This is a genomic window from Paenimyroides viscosum, from assembly GCF_003858535.1.
GTDB classification, from domain to species: domain Bacteria; phylum Bacteroidota; class Bacteroidia; order Flavobacteriales; family Flavobacteriaceae; genus Flavobacterium; species Flavobacterium viscosum.
This window is the reverse complement of record NZ_RQTJ01000002.1, coordinates 103,379-123,801: the sequence shown is the minus strand read 5'-3', so window position 1 is coordinate 123,801 and position 20,423 is coordinate 103,379. Positions and strand designations below refer to the sequence as shown.

At 33.4% G+C, this 20,423-nt stretch carries 22 protein-coding genes; 14 read left to right on the top strand and 8 right to left on the bottom strand.

Going from position 1 to position 20,423, the window contains the following annotated elements:
* Window positions 1–15: 15 nt before the first annotated feature.
* Window positions 16–1,209: a C1 family peptidase gene (locus tag EG242_RS01670; RefSeq protein WP_124898182.1), complete on the bottom strand. Its 1,194-nt coding sequence runs from the start codon at window positions 1,207–1,209 to the stop codon at window positions 16–18.
* Between the two features lie 311 nt (window positions 1,210–1,520).
* Entirely contained in the window at window positions 1,521–3,425 is a 1,905-nt protein-coding gene (locus tag EG242_RS01665) for a S9 family peptidase (RefSeq protein WP_124898181.1), read from the bottom strand.
* 148 nt (window positions 3,426–3,573) lie between these two features.
* Here EG242_RS01665 and EG242_RS01660 point away from each other — a divergent pair, with 148 nt between their 5' ends.
* From EG242_RS01660 to EG242_RS01650, 3 genes are read left to right on the top strand one after another with little or no spacing between them, the layout of a single operon-like run.
* A complete protein-coding gene (locus EG242_RS01660) occupies window positions 3,574–4,260 on the top strand; it encodes a DedA family protein (protein ID WP_124898261.1) in 687 nt (228 codons plus the stop codon).
* Window positions 4,261–4,292: 32 nt separating this feature from the next.
* Complete coding sequence (gene mtgA, locus EG242_RS01655) at window positions 4,293–4,976, top strand: monofunctional biosynthetic peptidoglycan transglycosylase (RefSeq protein ID WP_124898180.1); 684 nt, start codon at window positions 4,293–4,295, stop codon at window positions 4,974–4,976.
* Between the two features lie 59 nt (window positions 4,977–5,035).
* Entirely contained in the window at window positions 5,036–5,482 is a 447-nt protein-coding gene (locus EG242_RS01650; RefSeq protein ID WP_124898179.1) for a hypothetical protein, read from the top strand.
* Between the two features lie 205 nt (window positions 5,483–5,687).
* Here EG242_RS01650 and EG242_RS01645 read toward each other — a convergent pair whose 3' ends face one another.
* Genes EG242_RS01645 through EG242_RS01625 form a run of 5 tightly spaced genes read right to left on the bottom strand, consistent with a single transcriptional unit; the run spans window position 5,688 to window position 10,395 of the window.
* A complete protein-coding gene (locus tag EG242_RS01645) occupies window positions 5,688–6,467 on the bottom strand; it encodes an enoyl-CoA hydratase/isomerase family protein (RefSeq protein WP_124898178.1) in 780 nt (259 codons plus the stop codon).
* A gap of 11 nt (window positions 6,468–6,478) precedes the next feature.
* A complete protein-coding gene (locus EG242_RS01640) occupies window positions 6,479–7,951 on the bottom strand; it encodes a sensor histidine kinase (RefSeq protein ID WP_235831841.1) in 1,473 nt (490 codons plus the stop codon).
* A 7-nt stretch (window positions 7,952–7,958) separates the two neighbouring features.
* Entirely contained in the window at window positions 7,959–8,492 is a 534-nt protein-coding gene (locus tag EG242_RS01635) for a CopD family protein (RefSeq protein ID WP_124898177.1), read from the bottom strand.
* 3 nt (window positions 8,493–8,495) lie between these two features.
* Window positions 8,496–9,512, bottom strand: a complete 1,017-nt coding sequence (gene hemH / locus EG242_RS01630) for a ferrochelatase (RefSeq protein ID WP_124898176.1) — start codon at window positions 9,510–9,512, stop codon at window positions 8,496–8,498.
* Between the two features lie 13 nt (window positions 9,513–9,525).
* Entirely contained in the window at window positions 9,526–10,395 is an 870-nt protein-coding gene (locus EG242_RS01625) for a helix-turn-helix domain-containing protein (RefSeq protein ID WP_124898175.1), read from the bottom strand.
* A 232-nt stretch (window positions 10,396–10,627) separates the two neighbouring features.
* Between EG242_RS01625 and hemA the strand changes: the two genes are divergently transcribed.
* The 11 genes from hemA (at window position 10,628) to EG242_RS01570 (ending at window position 18,902) form a co-directional block, all read left to right on the top strand.
* A complete protein-coding gene (hemA, locus tag EG242_RS01620; protein WP_124898174.1) occupies window positions 10,628–11,896 on the top strand; it encodes a glutamyl-tRNA reductase in 1,269 nt (422 codons plus the stop codon).
* Window positions 11,880–12,803, top strand: a complete 924-nt coding sequence (gene hemC / locus EG242_RS01615; RefSeq protein ID WP_124898173.1) for a hydroxymethylbilane synthase — start codon at window positions 11,880–11,882, stop codon at window positions 12,801–12,803. Before hemA ends, hemC begins: the two co-directional genes overlap by 17 nt.
* 112 nt (window positions 12,804–12,915) lie before the next feature.
* Window positions 12,916–13,461, top strand: coding sequence for a hypothetical protein (locus EG242_RS01610; RefSeq protein ID WP_124898172.1), 546 nt, complete (start codon window positions 12,916–12,918; stop codon window positions 13,459–13,461).
* An 89-nt stretch (window positions 13,462–13,550) separates the two neighbouring features.
* Window positions 13,551–14,225, top strand: coding sequence for a uroporphyrinogen-III synthase (locus tag EG242_RS01605; RefSeq protein WP_124898171.1), 675 nt, complete (start codon window positions 13,551–13,553; stop codon window positions 14,223–14,225).
* Between the two features lie 78 nt (window positions 14,226–14,303).
* Entirely contained in the window at window positions 14,304–15,329 is a 1,026-nt protein-coding gene (hemE, locus tag EG242_RS01600; RefSeq protein ID WP_124898170.1) for a uroporphyrinogen decarboxylase, read from the top strand.
* A 30-nt stretch (window positions 15,330–15,359) separates the two neighbouring features.
* Window positions 15,360–15,722 carry a four helix bundle protein gene (locus tag EG242_RS01595; RefSeq protein WP_124898169.1) on the top strand — a complete coding sequence of 121 codons (363 nt, stop codon included), beginning with the start codon at window positions 15,360–15,362 and terminating at the stop codon, window positions 15,720–15,722.
* Between the two features lie 32 nt (window positions 15,723–15,754).
* Window positions 15,755–16,114, top strand: coding sequence for a hypothetical protein (locus EG242_RS01590; RefSeq protein WP_124898168.1), 360 nt, complete (start codon window positions 15,755–15,757; stop codon window positions 16,112–16,114).
* Between the two features lie 45 nt (window positions 16,115–16,159).
* Complete coding sequence (hemF, locus tag EG242_RS01585; protein WP_124898167.1) at window positions 16,160–17,062, top strand: oxygen-dependent coproporphyrinogen oxidase; 903 nt, start codon at window positions 16,160–16,162, stop codon at window positions 17,060–17,062.
* 33 nt (window positions 17,063–17,095) lie between these two features.
* Window positions 17,096–17,449, top strand: a complete 354-nt coding sequence (locus EG242_RS01580) for a four helix bundle protein (protein ID WP_124898166.1) — start codon at window positions 17,096–17,098, stop codon at window positions 17,447–17,449.
* Between the two features lie 33 nt (window positions 17,450–17,482).
* Window positions 17,483–18,499 carry a porphobilinogen synthase gene (hemB, locus tag EG242_RS01575; RefSeq protein ID WP_124898165.1) on the top strand — a complete coding sequence of 339 codons (1,017 nt, stop codon included), beginning with the start codon at window positions 17,483–17,485 and terminating at the stop codon, window positions 18,497–18,499.
* A gap of 1 nt (window position 18,500) precedes the next feature.
* On the top strand, window positions 18,501–18,902 hold the full coding sequence (locus EG242_RS01570) for a c-type cytochrome (protein ID WP_124898164.1): 402 nt from the start codon (window positions 18,501–18,503) through the stop codon (window positions 18,900–18,902).
* 30 nt (window positions 18,903–18,932) lie between these two features.
* Here EG242_RS01570 and EG242_RS01565 read toward each other — a convergent pair whose 3' ends face one another.
* Window positions 18,933–20,273, bottom strand: coding sequence for a DEAD/DEAH box helicase (locus EG242_RS01565; RefSeq protein ID WP_124898163.1), 1,341 nt, complete (start codon window positions 20,271–20,273; stop codon window positions 18,933–18,935).
* Window positions 20,274–20,423: the final 150 nt, after the last annotated feature.

The window sequence follows — 20,423 nt, the reverse complement described above, 5'->3', positions numbered from 1 at the left end:
AAATATTTATGGTTTTTAGATCGCCAATTTTTTAGCAATTGCTTTTGGAACCGCGTTTTTATGTAACATAATTCCTGTTGCTTTGTATTTCATGAATTCTTTGGTCATGTACATGTATCCTTTGTAATCATTAGATAATCCCCAAGAATTTTTCACGATATAATACTCTTTTCCGTTTTGATCTTTCGCAACACCAGTAATGTGCATTCCGTGATCATCGGTAGTTTCGTAATTGTCAAACGCTTTTTGACGTTCGTCTTCCGTTACTTTTTTCTCTGCTTTTGGTCCGTTGAACATTTCCGCTTTTTGGTCAGTTGTCATTTGAGCGAAATCGATTTCAGGAACAAAAGCTACACCGTTTTTCCAGCTGAATCCTTTTTCAGAAACATCGCCAGCCCAAGCAACAGTATATCCGTTTTTCAAAGCATTGTCAACCGTTTCAACCAATTCGTCCATTTTTACATTGTAAACCTGATCAAACGACCAGTTGTCCGGAACCAATAAAGTGAATTTAGTGTAATAAGGATATTCTTTTAAAGAAGAAATTTCTACATAATCTTCAGCTTTTACACCAACAACTTGGTCAGCGAATGTTTTAGGTGTGTATTTTTTACCTTCGTACATGAATTCTGTCGGAGCTTCACCTAAATACGTATCAATAACCGAAGTATAAGCTTTGATCCAGTTTTCTGAAAGTTTATCGTTTTTGATAACCGATGCCAAAACAGATTCGCTCATTTTACTCATTTCAGAGAAATTGTTACGCGTTTGTCCTTCTTGTAAACCAGTGTAAGCCGATCTTGGAACCGTACCGTATTTTTTGTACATGTTCATTACATCGTGGAAAGCACCGCCTTCGCCCAATGTAACCGCACCGTGCATTTTTACGTACATTTTACCTTTTTCTACATACGCGTTACGCGCCGTGAAGATTTGAGCCAGTTCTACAGGTTTTTTACCCATACGGATCATTTCTGATTCAATGAACGAATTTCCTGAATAACTCCAGCAAGTTCCAGACGAGCCTTGATCTTTAACCGAAGTGTTTTCTAAATTTATTACATCGGTAAACGTAAAATGATCTTTACTGTTGGCACTTTGGTTTGCCTTTACCTTATTCATTAAATCGTCTTGTGCCGATACATTTGAAGTTGCAGCTAAAGCAATTAATACCGCCGCAAATAATGGTTTTAATTTTAAACGAAACATATTGTTATTTGAATATTTTTAATAGTAAGTACGAATTTATGGAATTTGTTACAGATATTGATTGATAATTTTGATTTATTCTAAGCACCTTTGTCAAAGTTTTAAACTTTGACAAAGGTTAAAATTAAAAAGTTGTATAAATTATAGGGTTATCTTGAAGTTGATTTACTTCGTGCAATTCGTAAGTTCGGATTAGTATCTCATGAAATAAAATAACTTTAAAGTGAGACTCTGAAACAAGTTCAGAGTGACAAAGAGTATTTATTCAAACAAAAAATCCTTCAAGTTTAACCTGAAGGATTTATTATAAATTACAATGTTTCTTTTAACCATTTAAAAAACTCGGTTTGCCAAACTAGTGCGTTTTGTGGTTGAAGTACCCAGTGGTTTTCATCGGGTAAATAAACAAATCGGCTTTTAATACCTTGCAACTGCGCTGCTGCAAATGCTTCCTGACCTTGCCCAATTGGTACGCGGTAATCTTTACCGCCGTGGAAAATCAACATAGGCGTATTCCAGTTTTTTACCAATAAAATCGGGTTGTGCTGATAATAGGTTTTTGCAACGTCTTTATTTGTTTCGGCATCCCAATACGCTCCGCCTGCATCCCAGTTAGGGAAAAATGTTTCTTCGGTAGTTCCGTACATACTGTGTAAGTTAAAAACACCGCAATGTGCAATAAAACTTTTAAAACGGTTTTGGTGGATTCCTGCCAAATAATAAACCGAATATCCGCCATAACTTGCACCAATAGCTCCTAAACGGTTTTTATCAACATACGGTTCTTTAGAAACTTCATCGATAGCTGTTAAGTAATCATCCATAACCAACCCGCCCCAATCTTTCGAAATTGCCTCGTTCCATTCTACACCAAAACCTGGCATACCTCTACGGTTAGGTGCCACAATAACATAACCTTCGGCAGCCATTAATTGAAAATTCCATCTAAACGAATAAAACTGTGTTAAGGGTGATTGTGGTCCGCCTTGGCAATATAATAATGTTGGATATTTTTTATTAGGATCGAAATTTGGAGGTAAAATAACATACACCAACATTTTTTTACCATCGGTTGTAGTTACCCATTTTTTCTGAAATTTACTTTTGGCAATTTTACTGTACGCAGCATCGTTTACATGAGTAATTTGAGTGAATTTTTTCGATTTTAAATCGTACGAAAATACTTCGGTAGCCGTGTTAAAATCGGTACGCGTAACAATCACTTTATTATTGGAAAACCCTACAATACCTGTAACATCAAAATCACCATCGGTAATTTGTTTAACAGTAACAGCAATTCTGGTTACGCCCGGAAAGTTTACTTCAAACAACTGTGTAGTTCCATTAATTGGTGCAATAAAATATACTTTTTTACCATCGTTGCTCCAAACATAACTGTTTACAGTTCCGTCCCATGCGGCGGTTAGGTTAATATCAATGCCTTTATGACGTACAATAATATCGTTTTTATCGGCTTCATAACCATCGTTTTTCATTTGCAGCCATGTTAAATCGCCGTTTGGTGAAAAAGTAGGGTGTGTATCGTAACCTAAATTCTTTTCGGTTAAATTAACGGTTTGCTTGGTATCTAAATTATATTCGTACAAATCGGTATTAGTGCTTGTAGCATAAGCTGTACCTGCTTTCTTTTTTGATACATAAATGACCGATTTTCCACTAGGATGCCAAGTATAATCTTCATCGCCACCAAACGGAGCCTGCGGGCTGTAGTAAGGTTCGTCTTTCAACAAATCGGTTTTTTCTTTTGTTTCCAAATTTGTAACAAAAACGTGACTGAAAGATCCGTCGTTATCTTTATCCCAATGGCGGTAATCTAATGCATCATACACATAAACGTTCGATTCTTTTAATTCGGGATATCTATCTTTTCCTAAAACCTTATTCACTTTCACTTCTTCGGCAGATAATTTAAATTTACCGTTAGGCGATAAGTTTCGATCTTTAATTAATCCATCAGCGTTTTCTAGTTCTTTAATGCGTTTTCCATCAACAGTAACCTGATATGTTTTATACTCCACTGTGTTTTTATCCACATTCGGAATTCCAACTTTATAAATTAAAAAATCACCCTTTTCAGTCAGTCCTACCGGGCTTACGCGACCTAATTGCCAAAGTAGTTCTTTAGTCATTACCTGATTTTGTGCCGATACATTCAGCGCAATAACCGATAATGTTGCTAATAAAATACGTTTCATTTTTACACTTGTTTTTAGTTGTGGCTAAATTTACGAAATATTAAATGATAAAAATTCCTTAAAGTTTTGTTTTTATGTAGGTGCAGCATTAAAAAAACGAAAAATTATGAGTAATTTCACGCTCGAAAATACTACACAATTATTAAAAATGGAAGATTTTAACTGGGCAGATTTAATTAATCCCGAGTTCTACATAAATTTAGAGATTGCCGGGCATAAAATTGGATTATACGTTGTATTGTTCATTGTTTTTGCCGAAACAGGTTTATTAGCAGGTTTCTTTTTACCAGGAGATAGCTTACTTTTCTTAGCCGGAATTTACAGTAAAGCTTTAATGAGTGAACTAGTTGTTCTTGAAAGTGATTTTTTAAATGTTTTGGGTGTAGCTACATTAGTTGCTTTAGCTGGAATAATAGGTAATTTATTTGGATATTGGTTTGGTGCGAAAAGCGGAAACTATTTATACCAAAAAGAAGATGGTTTTTTGTTTAAAAAGAAATATCTGTTAGAATCTAAAGCTTTTTTTGAAAAACACGGTGGTCGTGCCATCATTTTTGCGCGTTTTTTACCAGTGGTTCGTACGTTTACACCAATTATTGCAGGTGTAGCAAATATGGAATTTAAGAAATTTTTGTTCTATAACATTATAAGTTCTATAGCATGGGCGTTTTCGCTGATCTTTGCAGGGCATTATCTATACCGTTTTTTATTAGATAGTTATAATTTTGATCTTACGCATTATATAGAATACATCATTCTTATAATCATCATAATTACAACGGTGCCATTTGTTATAAAACTGATAAATAATAAAAGAGAAAAAAATAAAAAATAGGGAGTATATTTACATCCCTTTTTTTATGCATTATGATTAAGAAAATTTTAAAATTCATTGGTAAATTAATCCTTTATTTTTTTGGGATAAGCATTGGTTTGGTTATACTTTTTAAGTTTATACCCGTGCCTTTTACACCATTAATGTTTATTAGAACGTTTGAGCAAATTGGCAGCAACGATAAAGTTGTTTGGAAACGCGATTGGATTGCTATTGATGAAATGGGAACATCGATACAAAAAGCGGTTATCGCTAGTGAAGACGGAAAGTTTACTACCCATAATGGTTTTGATGTGAAAGCGATTGAAAAAGCATATAAGAACAATCAAAAAGGTAAAAGGGTAAAGGGAGGAAGCACTATTAGCCAACAAACTGCCAAAAATGTTTTTCTTTGGCCCGGCAGAAGTTATTTTAGAAAAGGATTAGAAGCTTATTTTACCGTTTTAATTGAAGTTGTTTGGGGCAAAGAACGCATTATGGAAGTGTATTTAAATTCAATTGAAATGGGCAAAGGTATTTACGGTATCGAAGCGTCATCGCAACATTGGTTTAATAAATCGGCAAAAAATCTAACAAAGGCAGAAGCTGCTGCTATTGCAGCCATACTACCAAATCCTAGGATTTACAAAGCAAAGAATGGTTCAAGATATATTGAAAGAAGAAAAAATGCTATTAGCCGACAAATGAATTTCTACAATAAACCTGATTATAAGTAAGTAAATTGACTTTTTTTATTATTTTTTGTAACTTTACTTAAATAAAAAATTTTAAAATTATGAAAAAGAACATTTTATTAGTAGCAATTTCTGTAGGTTTATTATCAGTAACAGCTTGTAAAAAAGAAACAACCACAACAACAGAAACCACGGTTGATACCTTAACTACCGAAACCACAACAGTAACCAGCGAAGAAACAACTGTAGATCCTGCCTTACAAGCGCAAATGGATGAAGCTAAGGTAAAATACGATAAGGCTGAAGCAGACGTGCAGGCTGCAATTAAAAAAGGAGACAAAAAAGCTGAAGAAGCTGCAATTAAAGTACGTGACGAAGCTAAAACGTCTTGGGAAAAATTTAAGACCGGGGTTAACAACACCGCTGAAGATGTAAAAGACGGTATTAACAATGCAGCGAATAAAGTTGAAGACGGTGCAAAAAAAGTAGGTAAAGATGTAGAAGATGGTTACAACAAAACCTTAGATAAAATGAAAACCAATAACTAATTAGTTTAGTTTGATAAAAAAATCCTGTATTGCAAAATACAGGATTTTTTGTTTTTTATACGAATCTTTTAAAATTGATCTGTTTGATATTATTTTAAATTCGTCAGTTCGAGCTTGTCGAGAACTTCAAAATTATTGACTTCTTGATACGCTTCATTACATTACGCTACTAGAAGTGAGGTGTTGTTTCATGCAATAATCAAATTTAATTCCCTTTAAAATCGGCTTTACGTTTTTCTAGAAAAGCTGTCGTTCCTTCTTTAAAATCGGCAGTTCCAAAACAATATCCAAAACGATCAATTTCGGTATTAAAACCATTGATTCCATCTTTGTAATTTGCGTTAACAGCCTTAATAGCTTGTGCAATTGCGGTAGGTGAATTCTTTGCAATTTTTTCTGCCATTTCTGTTGCCTTGTCTAATAATTCTGGTTGCGAAACCATGTGGTTAATCAACCCAAAAGACAATGCTGTAGGTGCATCAATCATTTGTGCAGTCATGATTAATTCATTAGCTCTGCCTTTGCCAATTAATTGCGGCAAACGTTGCGTACCACCGTATCCAGGGATTACACCTAAAGTTACTTCGGGTAAGCCCATTTTAGCATTGTTTGATGCTATGCGTATGTGTGATGCCATTGCCAATTCTAAGCCACCACCTAGAGCAAATCCGTTAATTGCTGCAATTACAGGTGTTTGTAAATTCTCTACAAAATCAAACAATAATTCTTGTCCTTTTCTAGCTAATTCAGATCCTTCAGAAACATTAAAATTTGCAAATTCAGATATATCGGCACCTGCAACAAACGCTTTTTCACCAGAACCTGTCACAATGATAGCGCGAACTTCGGTATCGGCTTCGCATTGTTTAAATGCGTTGTGTAATTCTTCTATAGTGACTTTATTTAACGCATTAAGTTTCGTTGGGCGGTTAATTGTAATGGTTGCCACTGCATTGTTTTTTTCTACTAAAATGTTTTCAAACATAGTATTATATTTTAATTAGTGATAGGTAATTTAACGTAAAAGGTGGTTCCTTTATTTGGTGTTGATGTAAAATAAATAGATCCGCCGTAGCTTTCAATCATGTTTTTAATCATAGCCAAACCTAGTCCCATTCCGCTTGTTTTGGTGGTAAATTTAGGTTCGAATATTTTGTCTTTTATATCTTCAGGTATTCCCGAACCATTGTCGGAAATAGTTATTAATACCGATTGACTTTCTTTTGTAACTTTTACTAGTATTCTTGGAAAAGGTTCGTAATTCGGAATTCCTTCTATGGCATTTTTTACCAGATTATTAATAATGCGTATTATTTGCGATTGATCAAATATACCAATGATTTCTTCTTCGGTAGCTGTAAATTGTATAAAATCTTCATTAAAAATATCTAATGCCAATTGCACCACTTTTACCACATTTATTTTAGAATTTTGCTGTGCCGGCATTGAAGCAAAATTAGAAAATGCCGATGCTACAGCGCTCATTGTATCAATTTGTTGAACCATTGTGTCACAGAAATCTTTTATTTTTTCGTTCGCTTTTGGATCATCTGTACTAAATTTTCTTTGTAAACTTTGTACCGTTAGCTTCATTGGCGTCAGCGGATTTTTAATTTCGTGCGCTACTTGTTTAGCCATTTCGCGCCATGCAAATTCACGTTCGCTTTGTGCTAATTTATCAGCCGATTCTTCTAATTTATCAACCATTTGGTTATACGAATTAATTAAGGTATCAATTTCATACGAAGCATTTTCAACTTTAATTTTTTCGTTTTTACGGTTAATATTTGTTTTTTGAATTCGGTCGCTAATTAATTTTATTGTTTTTGTGATATAGCTAGATAAAATAAATGCCAGAAATATCGCCAGAATTATTATAAAAAGATAAATCTGCGAGAATAAAAGCAAAAAATTATTCACTTGTGAATCATAAAACGATGTTTCTTCAGCAACAGGCATACTAATAATGCCTAACGGTTTAAATTGACTGTCTTTAATATAATTATAAGCAGAACGGTAGGTTACGCCTTCAATAATCCGTAAATCAATAAAACGTTTGGTACTGGTGGTTTCTATGATTTTTAATATATTGGGCGATATAACTTCGTTATTAATTTTATCAACAATAAAGTTTCCTTTTGATGTTATTAAGAGAGTTCCTTTTAAATCATAAATATTAATTTGAATATTATGAATGGTAGAAAGTTCAAAAATTTTATCCTTAAATATAAAAGGCAAGTTTTCTGTAGTAACAGGAATATCTGTGGTTTGTAAAATAAAATTTAAGTGTTCGTTTACAGCGTTTTCTTTTCTAATTAAACGATCTTGGTGGTAATTACGCGCCTCTTTTTTAAATTGATACATGGTAACCATTCCTATTAAAACAGACGATACTACGGTAAGAAAAATCATGGCAATGAAAATTCTAACACGTAATGAAGTGCTTTGTATATTAAATGGTTTCGCCATAAATGACTTATTTTTTCTCGCGAATTTTTTTATAAAACTTAATACCTAAAGTTAATAATAGTGCCAATACAAAAATACCTACTACACCAAAAATCCAATTAATAGCACTTTTTAAAATTACTAAAAAAACGACTGAAAAAAGTATCATAGTGGCACCTTCGTTCCAAATTCTAAAAAACGAACTTGTTTTTGTAAGGTTTTTGTTTTGGATTTGCTTTACAAATTGCTGACATTTAAAATGATACAACCATAAAAGCACAATAAAAAATAGTTTTACATGCATCCAAGGCATTTGTAGCAATGCCTGATTTTCCACAAGCATCCATATGCCAAAAACAGTTGCTAATACGGCAGCCGGATAGGTAATAATGTACCAAAGTCTATGGGTCATTATTTGATATTGATTAGAAAGAATTTTCTTTTCAACATCACTTTTCAACTGTGCTTCGGCATAATACACAAACAAGCGCACAATATAAAAAAGTCCGGCAAACCAGCAAACTACAAAAATAATATGCAGCGCTTTTAAATATAAATACATAAATTAGTTTTTAGACCAATCTTCTACCCAATTAGCAACAACATTACACCATTCGTCTTCATCGTTCATACAAGGAACGGCAAAAAATTCTTCGCCGCCATGCGATTTAAAATCTTCATTGGCACGCATAGCAATTTCTTCTAAAGTTTCTAAACAATCTGCCACAAAAGCAGGCGTTACAACGGCTAATTTCTTAATTCCTTTGGCGGGCATTTTGTTTATTTCAACATCGGTGTAAGGTGTTAGCCATTTGTCACCTGCCAATCTAGATTGAAAAGTTTGGCTGTATTTTCCTTCAGGAATTCCCAATAATTTAACCACTTGTTTTGTAGTTTCAAAACACTGATGGCGGTAACAAAACTCATGCGCTGGCGATGGTGTGTTGCAACAAGAACCATCAATTTTACAATGCGATTTTGTAACATCTGTTTTACGAATATGGCGTTTTGGAATTCCGTGATACGAAAACAGCAAATGATCGTAATCAAAACCTTCTAAATGTTTCTTTATAGAATTTGCCAATACTTTAATAAAATCGGGTTTGTTGTAAAATGCAGGAACCTTGGTTAATTTCATTTCAGGAAATTTAGTAGCGACTAATTCGTCTGCCAGTACCCAAATTGTTGTGGTAGAAGCCATAGCATACTGCGGATACAAAGCCAAAAGCATTACATCGGTAACACCTTGATCTTTTAACTCTTGTAATCCTTTTTCAATGGTCATTGTTCCATATCGCATAGCTAAAGCAACAGGAATTTCTACTTGATTTTTTACTTTTTCATGCATTCTTTGAGAGAAAACAATTAAAGGCGAACCCTCATCGGTCCAAATTTGTGCATAAGCATGAGCCGAATTTTCTGGGCGTTTTCTTAAAATAATTCCTCTAACTAATAAAGCACGTAATAAATACGGAACATCTATTACATATTTATCCATTAAAAATTCGTCTAAATATGGCTTTACATCTTTTGGTTCTGGGCTTTCTGGCGATCCTAAATTAACTAATAAAACTCCTTTCATGTTTTGTGTGGGATTAATTTGCCGCTAACGACATTAAATATTTTTTAGGCGTTGTGCCAAATTTCTTTTTAAATGCAGCAATAAAGTGGCTTGCGGTGCTATAACCAATTCTGTTGCCAACTTCGTTTACATTATAAGTACCGCTGTCTAATAGTTTACGGGCGTATTCCATTTTATAATCAAATAAAAAACCATAAACGGTATCGCCATAAACCTGTTTAAAACCTTGTTTTAGTTTTTTTATATTTAAACCTATTTCATCGGCTAATTCTTGAAGAGTAGGCGGTTCTTCCATATTCTTTAATAAAATATCTTTAGCTTGTTTAATTTTCATTGTTTCTTCTTCGTCTGTTTTAAACGGGCAACTTTCGTCTGTTGTTCCTTCGGGTTTATTAAAAAGCAAACTTAATAGTTCGTAAACTTTAGCTTTGTAATACAGTTTTTTAACAGACGAATGTAAATTGAAATTCATTATTTGGTATAAAACAACCGACATAGAAGGTGTGATGTTATTTTGACCGTAATGCTTACGATCAATAGCATCTTTATTTAAAAAGGGAATAAATTCTGCTTCGGTAGAAAACAAACTGTGAAATTTTTTAATAGATATTACAACAGATATAATCCAAGAATTAGGTTGAACTTCTAAATTAATTGGCAAACCACGCTGCGGATTGTATAAGGTTAAACCATTTTCTTCTTTAACAGGCATAGTGTAATCACCGTTGTTAAAAACAAAATTACCTTTTCCTTTTAAAACAAAATGAAACTGCATTACATCACTCGTTAAATCTTTTGTAATTACTTGTACATTGTTCGATTCGTTTTTTAAACGAATGCAAATAAAGTCGTCTTCTATAATAACATTTTCTTGAGTTCTCATAGCGTTGTTTTTAACTTAAAAAGAAATTCAATTTTAACAAATAAGCTATTTAGAATTGTTCTAAATGACAGGTTGTAAAAAAACATTTATAGCAGCAAATATACGGATTTTTTAAAAAAATAACGTATTAAAGTTTATATTGATACCTTTGCGTTATAATTAGTCCTTGTAGCGTTATTTTAATTAAACTATTGGCTTTAAATTTGTGCAGCTTTATTATTGAAAGTGAAGAATGAAGAACAACAACAATACAAAATCATTACAATTTTATGTAGTTGGCTTAAATTATAAAAAAGCCGATGCAGAAATTAGAGGACGATTTAGTTTAACCGATCAGTCTAAAATTAATTTATTAGACCAAGCGCGCTTAGAAGGCATTCCTTCTTTAATAGCTATTTCTACTTGTAACAGAACGGAACTTTATGGTTTTGCCGAACATCCTTTTCAATTAATTTCCCTATTATGTAAAAATAGTAATGGTACCGTTGAAGATTTTCAGCAGGTAGCTTATGTACACAAAAATCACGAAGCAGTTGCACACTTGTTTAAAGTAGGGACGGGTATGGATAGCCAGATTTTAGGCGATTTTGAAATTATAAGTCAAGTAAAAACAGGTTTTATTTCAGCACGTGAAAAAGGTTTAACCAATAATTATTTTGAACGTTTAGTGAATTCCGTTATCCAGGCAAGTAAACGCATCAAAAATGAAACCGAAATTAGCAGTGGCGCAACTTCTGTATCCTTTGCTTCGGTACAATATATCTTAAAAAACGTACCAGATATTCAACAAAAAAATATTTTGCTTTTTGGTACAGGTAAAATAGGCAGAAATACGTGCGAAAATTTAGTAAAACACACTAAAAACAATCAAATAACTTTAATAAATCGTACAAAAGATAAAGCACAAAAAATAGCAGGTAAGTTTAATTTAATTGTAAAAGATTATGCCGATTTACAAGCCGAAATTCAAAGTGCCGATGTTCTTATTGTAGCTACAGGTGCACAAAATCCAACCATAGATAAAGAATTATTAAATCTTAAAAAACCGTTGTTGATTTTAGATCTTTCTATTCCTAAAAACGTAAATGACAATGTGTTGGAGGTTTCTGGAGTGCAGTTGGTACACTTAGATCAATTGTCTCAAATGACCGATGATACCTTAGAAAAACGTAAACAATACGTTCCTCAAGCAATGCAGATTATCGAAGAAGTTAAAGATGAATTTATCACCTGGACACAAGCAAGAAAATTTGCACCAACCATTCATGCCTTAAAAGCTAAGTTGGAAGAAATTAAGGAAACCGAATTAAAATACCACAAAAAGAAAATACAAAACTTTGACGAAGATCAGGCGAATTTAATTACCACTCGTCTTATTCAAAAAATCACAACACAATTTGCTAATCATTTAAAAGCAGAAGAAACAGAGGTTGATGAAAGCATTGAATGGATCGAAAAAGTTTTTCAATTAGAAGCATTTCAAAATGAGCAAAATAATTAAAATTGGCACGCGCGACAGTGAATTAGCATTGTGGCAAGCCAATACCGTATCAAAAAAATTGAATGATTTAGGCTATAAAACCGAAATTATAGCTGTAAAAGCAGACGGAGACATTATTTTAGATAAGCCTTTATACGAACTAGGTATCACCGGAATTTTTACTAAAACCTTAGATGTTGCCATGATTTCGGGTAAAGTTGATATTGCTGTGCATTCAATGAAAGATGTGCCTACAGCTTTACCTCAAGGAATTGTGCAGGCAGCTGTTTTAAAACGCGCCAATGTTTTAGATATTTTGGTACATAAAGGTTCGTTAGACTTTTTAAATGAAAACGGTACCATTGCTACAGGCTCACTTCGTAGAAAAGCACAGTGGATAAATAAATATCCTACCCATAAAACCGAAGATTTGCGCGGAAATGTAAATACCCGCATGCAAAAACTAAAAGATAATTTGTGGAACGGTGCTATTTTTGCCGCTGCCGGGTTAGAAAGAATCAACCTAAAACCTTCGGAATTCATTAATTTAGATTGGATGATTCCCGCTCCGGCACAAGGTGCTATGTTGGTGGTAGCCATGGAAAACGATGATTTTGTTTTAGATGCCATAGCCCAATTAAACGATATTGAAACCGAAATTGCCACACATATCGAACGTCAGTTTTTACGCACTTTAGAAGGTGGTTGTACCGCACCAATTGGCGCTATTGCAAAATATAACGAACATGATGATACTATGCATTTTAAAGGTGCTTTGTTGTCATTAGACGGGAAACAAAAGTTTGAAGTTGAAAAAGTTGTCCCAATTAATGAATGGAAAAAATTGGGCTTCTATGCAGCTCAAGAAATCTTGGCGAATGGCGGAGCTGTATTAATGAAAGAATTACGTGAACAATTGAAAAAGTAAGTGATTTTCAATATGAGCGAAACTCAAAAAAATAAAATTTCAAGTATTTAAAAAGAAAAATGGCTTTTATTGGACAAATACATCAATTGTTTATGCTATTAGTTTTGGATGTTTGTTAATTTATTTTTTTAAGGCTATCGTTCTAAAGATAGAAGATGCTGAATTATTTGATAAAATTTTGTTTTTTATAGCTTTAGGGAGTTTTGCTTACGGAATTATAATGGTGATTTCTGGATTTATAAGATATCAACCTTTGAAAGGTAAAATTGAAGGTGAATTGATATTAGAAAGAGATAAGATTATAATACAAAACAGAGAAGTTTATCTGAATGAAATTTCTCTAATTAAAATTTTAAATTACGATTATTATGGGAAATTTTCTCCACCTTCTAAAGGAAGTTTTGAAGCATCACTTTCTAGAGGGGTCGATAATGAATTTGAAATAAAATTGTATACCGGAGAAATAATCAAAAGTTTTTTTTCTCAATTTAATCGTAATGATATGTCAACTGCAAAAAAGCATTTGTTTTATTATTATTTAAATCAGAAAATTTTATTTTTCGATTTAGCAAGAATACTCGATAAAAGTAGTGATTGGCAAATTGAAATTTTAAAAAGTGAGCTGAATTTATTTCGAGAAGAATTAATTCAATCATAAAATAAATAATTCTCTTGTTATTTCGAACAAAGGAAAAATCTAAAAAACCTTTTAATCCAAATGACAAAATCAATATTACGTTAAAGGAAATGGAAAACAAAATTTGTGTTTTATCAACAAAAAAACTCCAAAGCAATCAAAAGAATTTTCTATTGAATGCCGGTTTTACATTGATAGAAGCCGATTTTATTAAAATTTTCATACTCTCATTTCAATTAAAAAACACGCCAACTTTGTTGTTGTTTACTTCGCAGAATGCTGTAGAAAGTGTATTGAAAAACGAAAAATCAAACCACTTAAAGCATATTCCTGCAATTTGTGTTGGAATAAAAACCAAACAACTTTTAGAGAAAAATGGATTTCGTGTTTTGGCAATGGAAGAATATGCACAGCGATTGGCGCCAATTATTCAGAAAGATTTTTCTAAAGAACAGATCGCTTTTTTTGCGGGAAATTTAAGAAGGAATGTTTTGCCCGATGCTATGAACCAAGTAAATATCGATTTTGATGAATACTTAGTTTATCAAAACGAGGAATCATCAATAAAAATTGAAAGCAATCCAAACGGATTATTATTTTTTAGTCCGTCTGGCGTCAAGAGTTATTTAAAACAAAACACCATTGATGACCAAACGTGTTTTTGTATTGGCACAACAACCGCAGATGCGTTGAAAGACATCACAAAAAACATTGTAATTGCCAACCAGCAAACTGTTGAAAATGTAATCATTCAATGTATCAATCACTATAGCAATAAGCCTTAGGCAGAACGCCATAAGCAAAATTAATATAAACAATTTGGCTTGAAGCATAGAGCTTAAAGCCTAAAGCTAAACAAGAAAATGTTAAAAAACGATTTATTTTTACGAGCTTTAAAAGGAGAATCTGTTGAAAGACCTCCAGTTTGGATGATGCGTCAAGCAGGTAGATATTTACCAGAATTTAGAGCATTACGCGACAAATATGATTTCTTTACTCGTTGCAGAATGCCAGAAATTGCAGCAGAAATTACGGTGCAACCTATACGTATTGTAAAGCCTGATGCGGCAATTTTGTTTTCGGATATTTTAGTGATACCACAAGCAATGAATATCGATGTGGAAATGAAAGAAAACATCGGACCTTGGGTACCAAATCCTATTCGTTCGGCAGCTGATGTAGAGCAAGTAATTGTTCCAAACATCGAAGAAACATTGGGTTATGTAATGGATGCTATTAAAATAACCAAAGAAATGTTGAACGACGAAGTTCCATTGATTGGTTTTGCTGGTTCACCTTGGACGATTTTGTGTTATGCGGTGGAAGGAAAAGGTTCAAAAAGTTTTGATACAGCTAAAGGATTCTGTTTCTCACAACCAGAAGCAGCGCACGCTTTATTGCAGAAAATTACCGATACCACTATTTTATATTTAAAAGAAAAAGTAAAAGCAGGTGTAAATGCCGTTCAAATCTTTGATTCGTGGGGCGGAATGCTTTCTCCAGTAGATTATCAAGAATTTTCTTGGAAATACATCAACCAAATTGTAGAAGCTTTATCTGAAGTTACCGAAGTTATTGTTTTTGGAAAAGGATGTTGGTTCGCTTTAAACGATATGGCAAAATCAAAAGCATCAGCTTTAGGTGTAGATTGGACGTGCTCTCCAAGAAATGCTCGTTATCTTTCGGGCGGAAACATTACCCTACAAGGAAATTTTGATCCATCTAGATTGTTTTCACCAATACCAACCATTAAAAAAATGGTACACGAAATGATTGATGAGTTCGGAAAAGATAAATATATCGTGAATTTAGGCCATGGTATTTTGCCAAATGTTCCGGTAGATCATGCAAAAGCATTTATTGATGCTGTAAAGGAATATAACAAATAGTTATTAGTTGTTAGCTTTAAGTTTTTAGTTATGTACGATTATAGAAAATATACCGTTTGGCAAAAATCACATCAATTGGTTTTAAAGACCTATCGTTTAACAAATAATTTCCCTAAAAACGAACAATACAATTTAACTTCTCAAATTAACAGAGCCGCTTTGTCTATCCCGACCAATATTGCGGAAGGATGCGGCAGAAACGGACAAAAAGAATTTATTCGTTTTTTAAACATTTCTTCTGGTTCTGCCGCAGAACTCGATTATTTGTTTTTATTAGCTAAAGATTTGAACTTTATTTCGGATGAGAATTATGTTGCTTTAAACGAAGAGTTGATAGAAATTAGGAAGATGCTATTTGCTTTAATTCAGAAAATTTCATCAACCCTAACCTAAAAACTTACAACTAAAGACTAAAAACTTTAAATATGCTCACAAGTAAAAAAGACGAAATACAACAACGTTTAAATTCCATTTTACAAAAACTTTCGGGAATTACATTTGTGCCCGAAAATTGGAAAGAAGATGTTTTTTGGACAACGATAGAAGAAACCGGTTTGTCAAAGAATGATGTGTTGGATAAAGATGAACATTTGTTTTTTCAACAATTGATCGATTTGCAATTTCCTTGGGAACAAATGGAAAAGTTAGCTGATATTTTAGTCGGTTTAGATTCAAAACAACCAAATCAGTTGATAAAAGAGCGTGCCAAACATTTGTATCAATTCATTCAAAACGAAAGTAAAATGTTCTCGTTTGAGATTATGAATAAGATTGGAAAGTTGTAATTCCTCATTACTAATATCTAGTTTCTCAATACTATCAGAATAAAAATGAAAGATAAATTTTATCAATACATACTACAATTACAAGATACGATCACTTCTAAATTAGAAGCAATCGATGGTGTTGCAAAGTTTCAAGAAGATTTATGGAATCGCTCAGAAGGTGGCGGTGGTAGAACACGCGTTATTGAAAACGGAGCTATTTTTGAAAAAGGTGGTGTAAATATTTCAGCGGTTCACGGACATTTACCTGAAACCATGCAAAAAGCATTTAACGTAGGTAATGTTGATTTTTTTGCTTGCGGATTAAGTTTGGTTTTGCATCCTAAAAACCCAATGGTTCCTACAGTTCATGCCAACTGGCGCTATTTTGAAATGTACGATAAAACAGGAACTAAAGTAGGCTCTTGGTTTGGTGGCGGTCAAGATTTAACGCCGTATTATTTGTTTGAAGAAGATGCTATTCATTTTCATCAAGTATGTAAAACAGCGTGCGATAAACATAATCTTGATTTCTATCCAAAATACAAAAAAGTATGCGATGAATATTTTTGGAATGCACACCGTAACGAAGCTCGTGGTATTGGTGGTTTGTTTTTTGATCATTTAGTGGAAACAGATGATATGTCAATGGAAGATTGGTACAATTTTGTTACTGAAGTCGGAAACAGTTTTTTAGAAAGTTATGTGTCAATTGTAGAACGAAGAAAAGATTTACCATACACCGAAGCTAACAGAACCTGGCAGGAAATTCGTCGTGGTCGTTATGTAGAATTTAATTTAGTGCACGATAAAGGAACTATTTTTGGATTAAAAACCAACGGACGTATCGAATCGATTTTAATGAGTTTACCACCACACGTTCAATGGGTGTACGATCATAATCCAGAACCAGGAAGCGAAGAAGAAAAGTTGATTAAAGTGTTGAAAGAACCGGTAAATTGGCTATAAGCTTTTAGCTCTTAGCCTTTAGCTTTTTTGAAAATGAGAGATTATAAGAAATATACCGTTTGGCAGAAATCACATCAGTTCGTTTTAGATATTTACAAGGTTACAAAATTGTTTCCTAAAGAAGAATTATTTGGTTTGACAAGTCAAATGAGAAGATCTTCTTCTTCAATTCCAACAAATATTGTTGAAGAGGCAGGAAGAAAAGGTGATAAAGATTTTTGTAGATTTTTATATATTGCGTTCGGTTCCGCAAATGAAATAGAATACCAGGTAATTTTATCTAAAGATTTAGACTATATGGATAATGAAACAGCGTCGGGTCTATTTTTTCAAATTGAAGAAATAAAAAAGATGCTCAATAAATTAATATCAACGCTCGAAGGCTAAAAGCTTACAGCTAAAAGCAATAAAATAATTAAAATGTTCCCATTACACAGAGGTAGAAGATTAAGACAAAACGAATCGATCAGAAGTTTGGTTCGTGAAACCAGTTTAAGTCCGGCAGATTTTATGTTCCCAATGTTTGTTGTGGAAGGTGAAAATCAAGCCATCGAAATCCCATCAATGCCCGGCATTTTTCGTCGATCTATTGATTTAACGGTCAAAGAAGTTCAAGAATTGTTCGATTTAGGCATTCGTGCGGTAAATATTTACGTAAAAGTTAGCGACGATTTAAAAGACAATACAGGAAAAGAAGCTTGGAATTCAGATGGATTAATGCAACGTGCGATACGTGCCATTAAAAAAGAAGTTCCTGAAATGATCGTAATGCCAGATGTCGCTTTAGATCCGTACTCTATGTACGGACACGATGGCATCATCAAAAACGGAGCTATAGAAAATGATTCAACCGTTGATGCTTTAGTAAAAATGGCAGTTTCGCATGCCGAAGCTGGCGCCGATTTTGTTGCACCTTCTGACATGATGGACGGTCGTATTTTGCGCATGCGCGAAGGTTTAGATGCTGCAGGATTTATAAACGTGGGTATTATGAGCTATTCAGCTAAATACGCATCTGCGTTTTACGGACCATTCCGTGATGCATTAGACTCTGCACCAAAGGAAGAAGAAAATACGGTTACTGAGCCTGTCGAAGTACCGAAAGATAAGAAAACCTATCAAATGGATTATGCCAACCGTATCGAAGCGATAAAAGAAGCTTTATGGGATGTGGAAGAAGGTGCCGATATGGTGATGGTAAAACCCGGAACGGCTTATTTAGATATCGTTCGCGAAGTAAAAGATAATGTAAATATTCCGGTAGCTGTTTATCACGTTTCAGGTGAATATGCCATGATTAAAGCAGCAGCCGAAAAAGGTTGGTTAGATCACGATAAAATCATGATGGAACAATTAATGTGTATTAAACGTGCTGGTGCGAGTTTAATTTCGACTTATTTCGCTAAGGAAGCGGCGTTTTTATTAAATCAAAAATAATATGAAAAAAAGTATGCTTTTAGCTCTTGTAGCTATTTCAATTATTTCTTGTGGAAAGAAAGAAGAAAAAAAAGACGAATTATATCCTGAAAATGTTGCTGAAGCAGTAAGTTCTGAAGATCAATTGATTGCCGACGGTAAAAAATTGTTCGAAAGTAACAAAGCGGCTTGTTTTTCTTGTCATCAAATGGATAAAAAAGTAATTGGGCCAAGTATTAAAGAAATCGCTAAAATATATAAGGAGCAAAATGGAGATATGGTAGCTTTTTTACGCAAAAAAGCCGATCCTATTGTAGATCCTTCTCAATATAATGTCATGGAAACCAATTTTGCCATTTTAAAAACCATGAGCGATGAAGAACTTAAATCATTAGAAGCTTATATGATGAGTACCATAAAATAACACAAAAGCATCTCAACCGAGATGCTTTTTTTATTCTTCTTTACTTTGAACAGATCGTGCAATGGCAATTTTATATTTTTTGCCTTTCATTTTTTGATCTTGAATATCTTTTAACAATTGTTGAATTTTAGATCGTTTTACAGCTGCGAATGATATAAAATCTTTTACTTCAATCAAGCCTAAATCGCCTTTTTCCAAATTTCCTTTTTGAGATAAAAATCCTACAATATCAATTTTATTTAATTTGTTTTTCTTACCACCGCTTATGTACAAGGTCTCAAACATGGGTTGGTTTGGCGTAGAAGCCGATTTATCTAACTTAAAAACGGGCATACCGTAATCAATATAATCCATTTTCTTTTCATCTTCATGGATAATTAAATACGCCGATCCTTCGCTTTTCATTCGGGCAGTTCTACCGTTTCTGTGCGTAAATTCCTCTTCTTTAAACGGTAAATGATAATGAATAACGTGTTTAATATCTGGAATATCCAATCCACGTGCAGCTAAATCGGTTGTTATCAAATAAGGGACACTACCGTTTCTGAATTGAATCAAACCGCGTTCTCTCTCATCTTGATCCATTCCGCCGTGATAAAACGTAGACGTGATTCCTTTGTTATTCAAATGATCTGAAATTCGTTCAACAGCATCTCTGTGGTTACAAAAAACAATACCCGATTCCGAATTCAAATTACAAATTAAATGAAATAGTGTATTTAGCTTGTCTTTTTCTTCGGATACTACTTTTTTAATTTCTAATAGAGAAAAACTTTCTTCGTTTTTAGAAATAAAATTTAAAGTCGTTGGTTTTGATATTTTGGTGTATTTCGGAATTTCGATGGCATTGGTTGCCGATACTAAAACGCGTTTTTCAACATTCTTTAAGCGCGAAATAATGAACGACATTTGTTCGTGAAAGCCCAATTGCAAAGATTTGTCAAATTCATCTAAAATCAATGTTTTTATGGTAGATAAATCAATCGACTTTCTTTCAATATGATCCATAATTCTACCGGGAGTTCCAATTAAAACAGTCGGTGCATTTGATAAGTTTTTAAGCTCTGTTTCAATATTGTGTCCGCCGTAACAAATGTTCACTTTATAATTGGTTCCCATTTTTTTCCAAACCTGTTCAATCTGCAAACCTAATTCTCTAGATGGAACCAAAATTAACGCTTGAATTCCTTTAGCATCTGGATCGATCAGTTGATACAATGGATACAAGAACGCTAATGTTTTTCCCGAACCTGTAGGCGATAATAACAGCGTTTCGTTTTTATTTAAGATGGTTTCGTTCGATGCAAGTTGCATTTCGTTTAACGATTCTATGCCTAAATTCAGTAATATATTGGTTGAATGATAATTCATTTGGGAATAATTTAAATTGTGGTAAAATAAAAGAGGTTTTATTAAAAGTTAATACTGTCAAGCTGAACTTGTTTCAGCTTCTCATAATATTCGAAGGTCAAAATAATGAGATTCCGGAACAAGTCCGGAATGACAAGGGATTATTCTTCA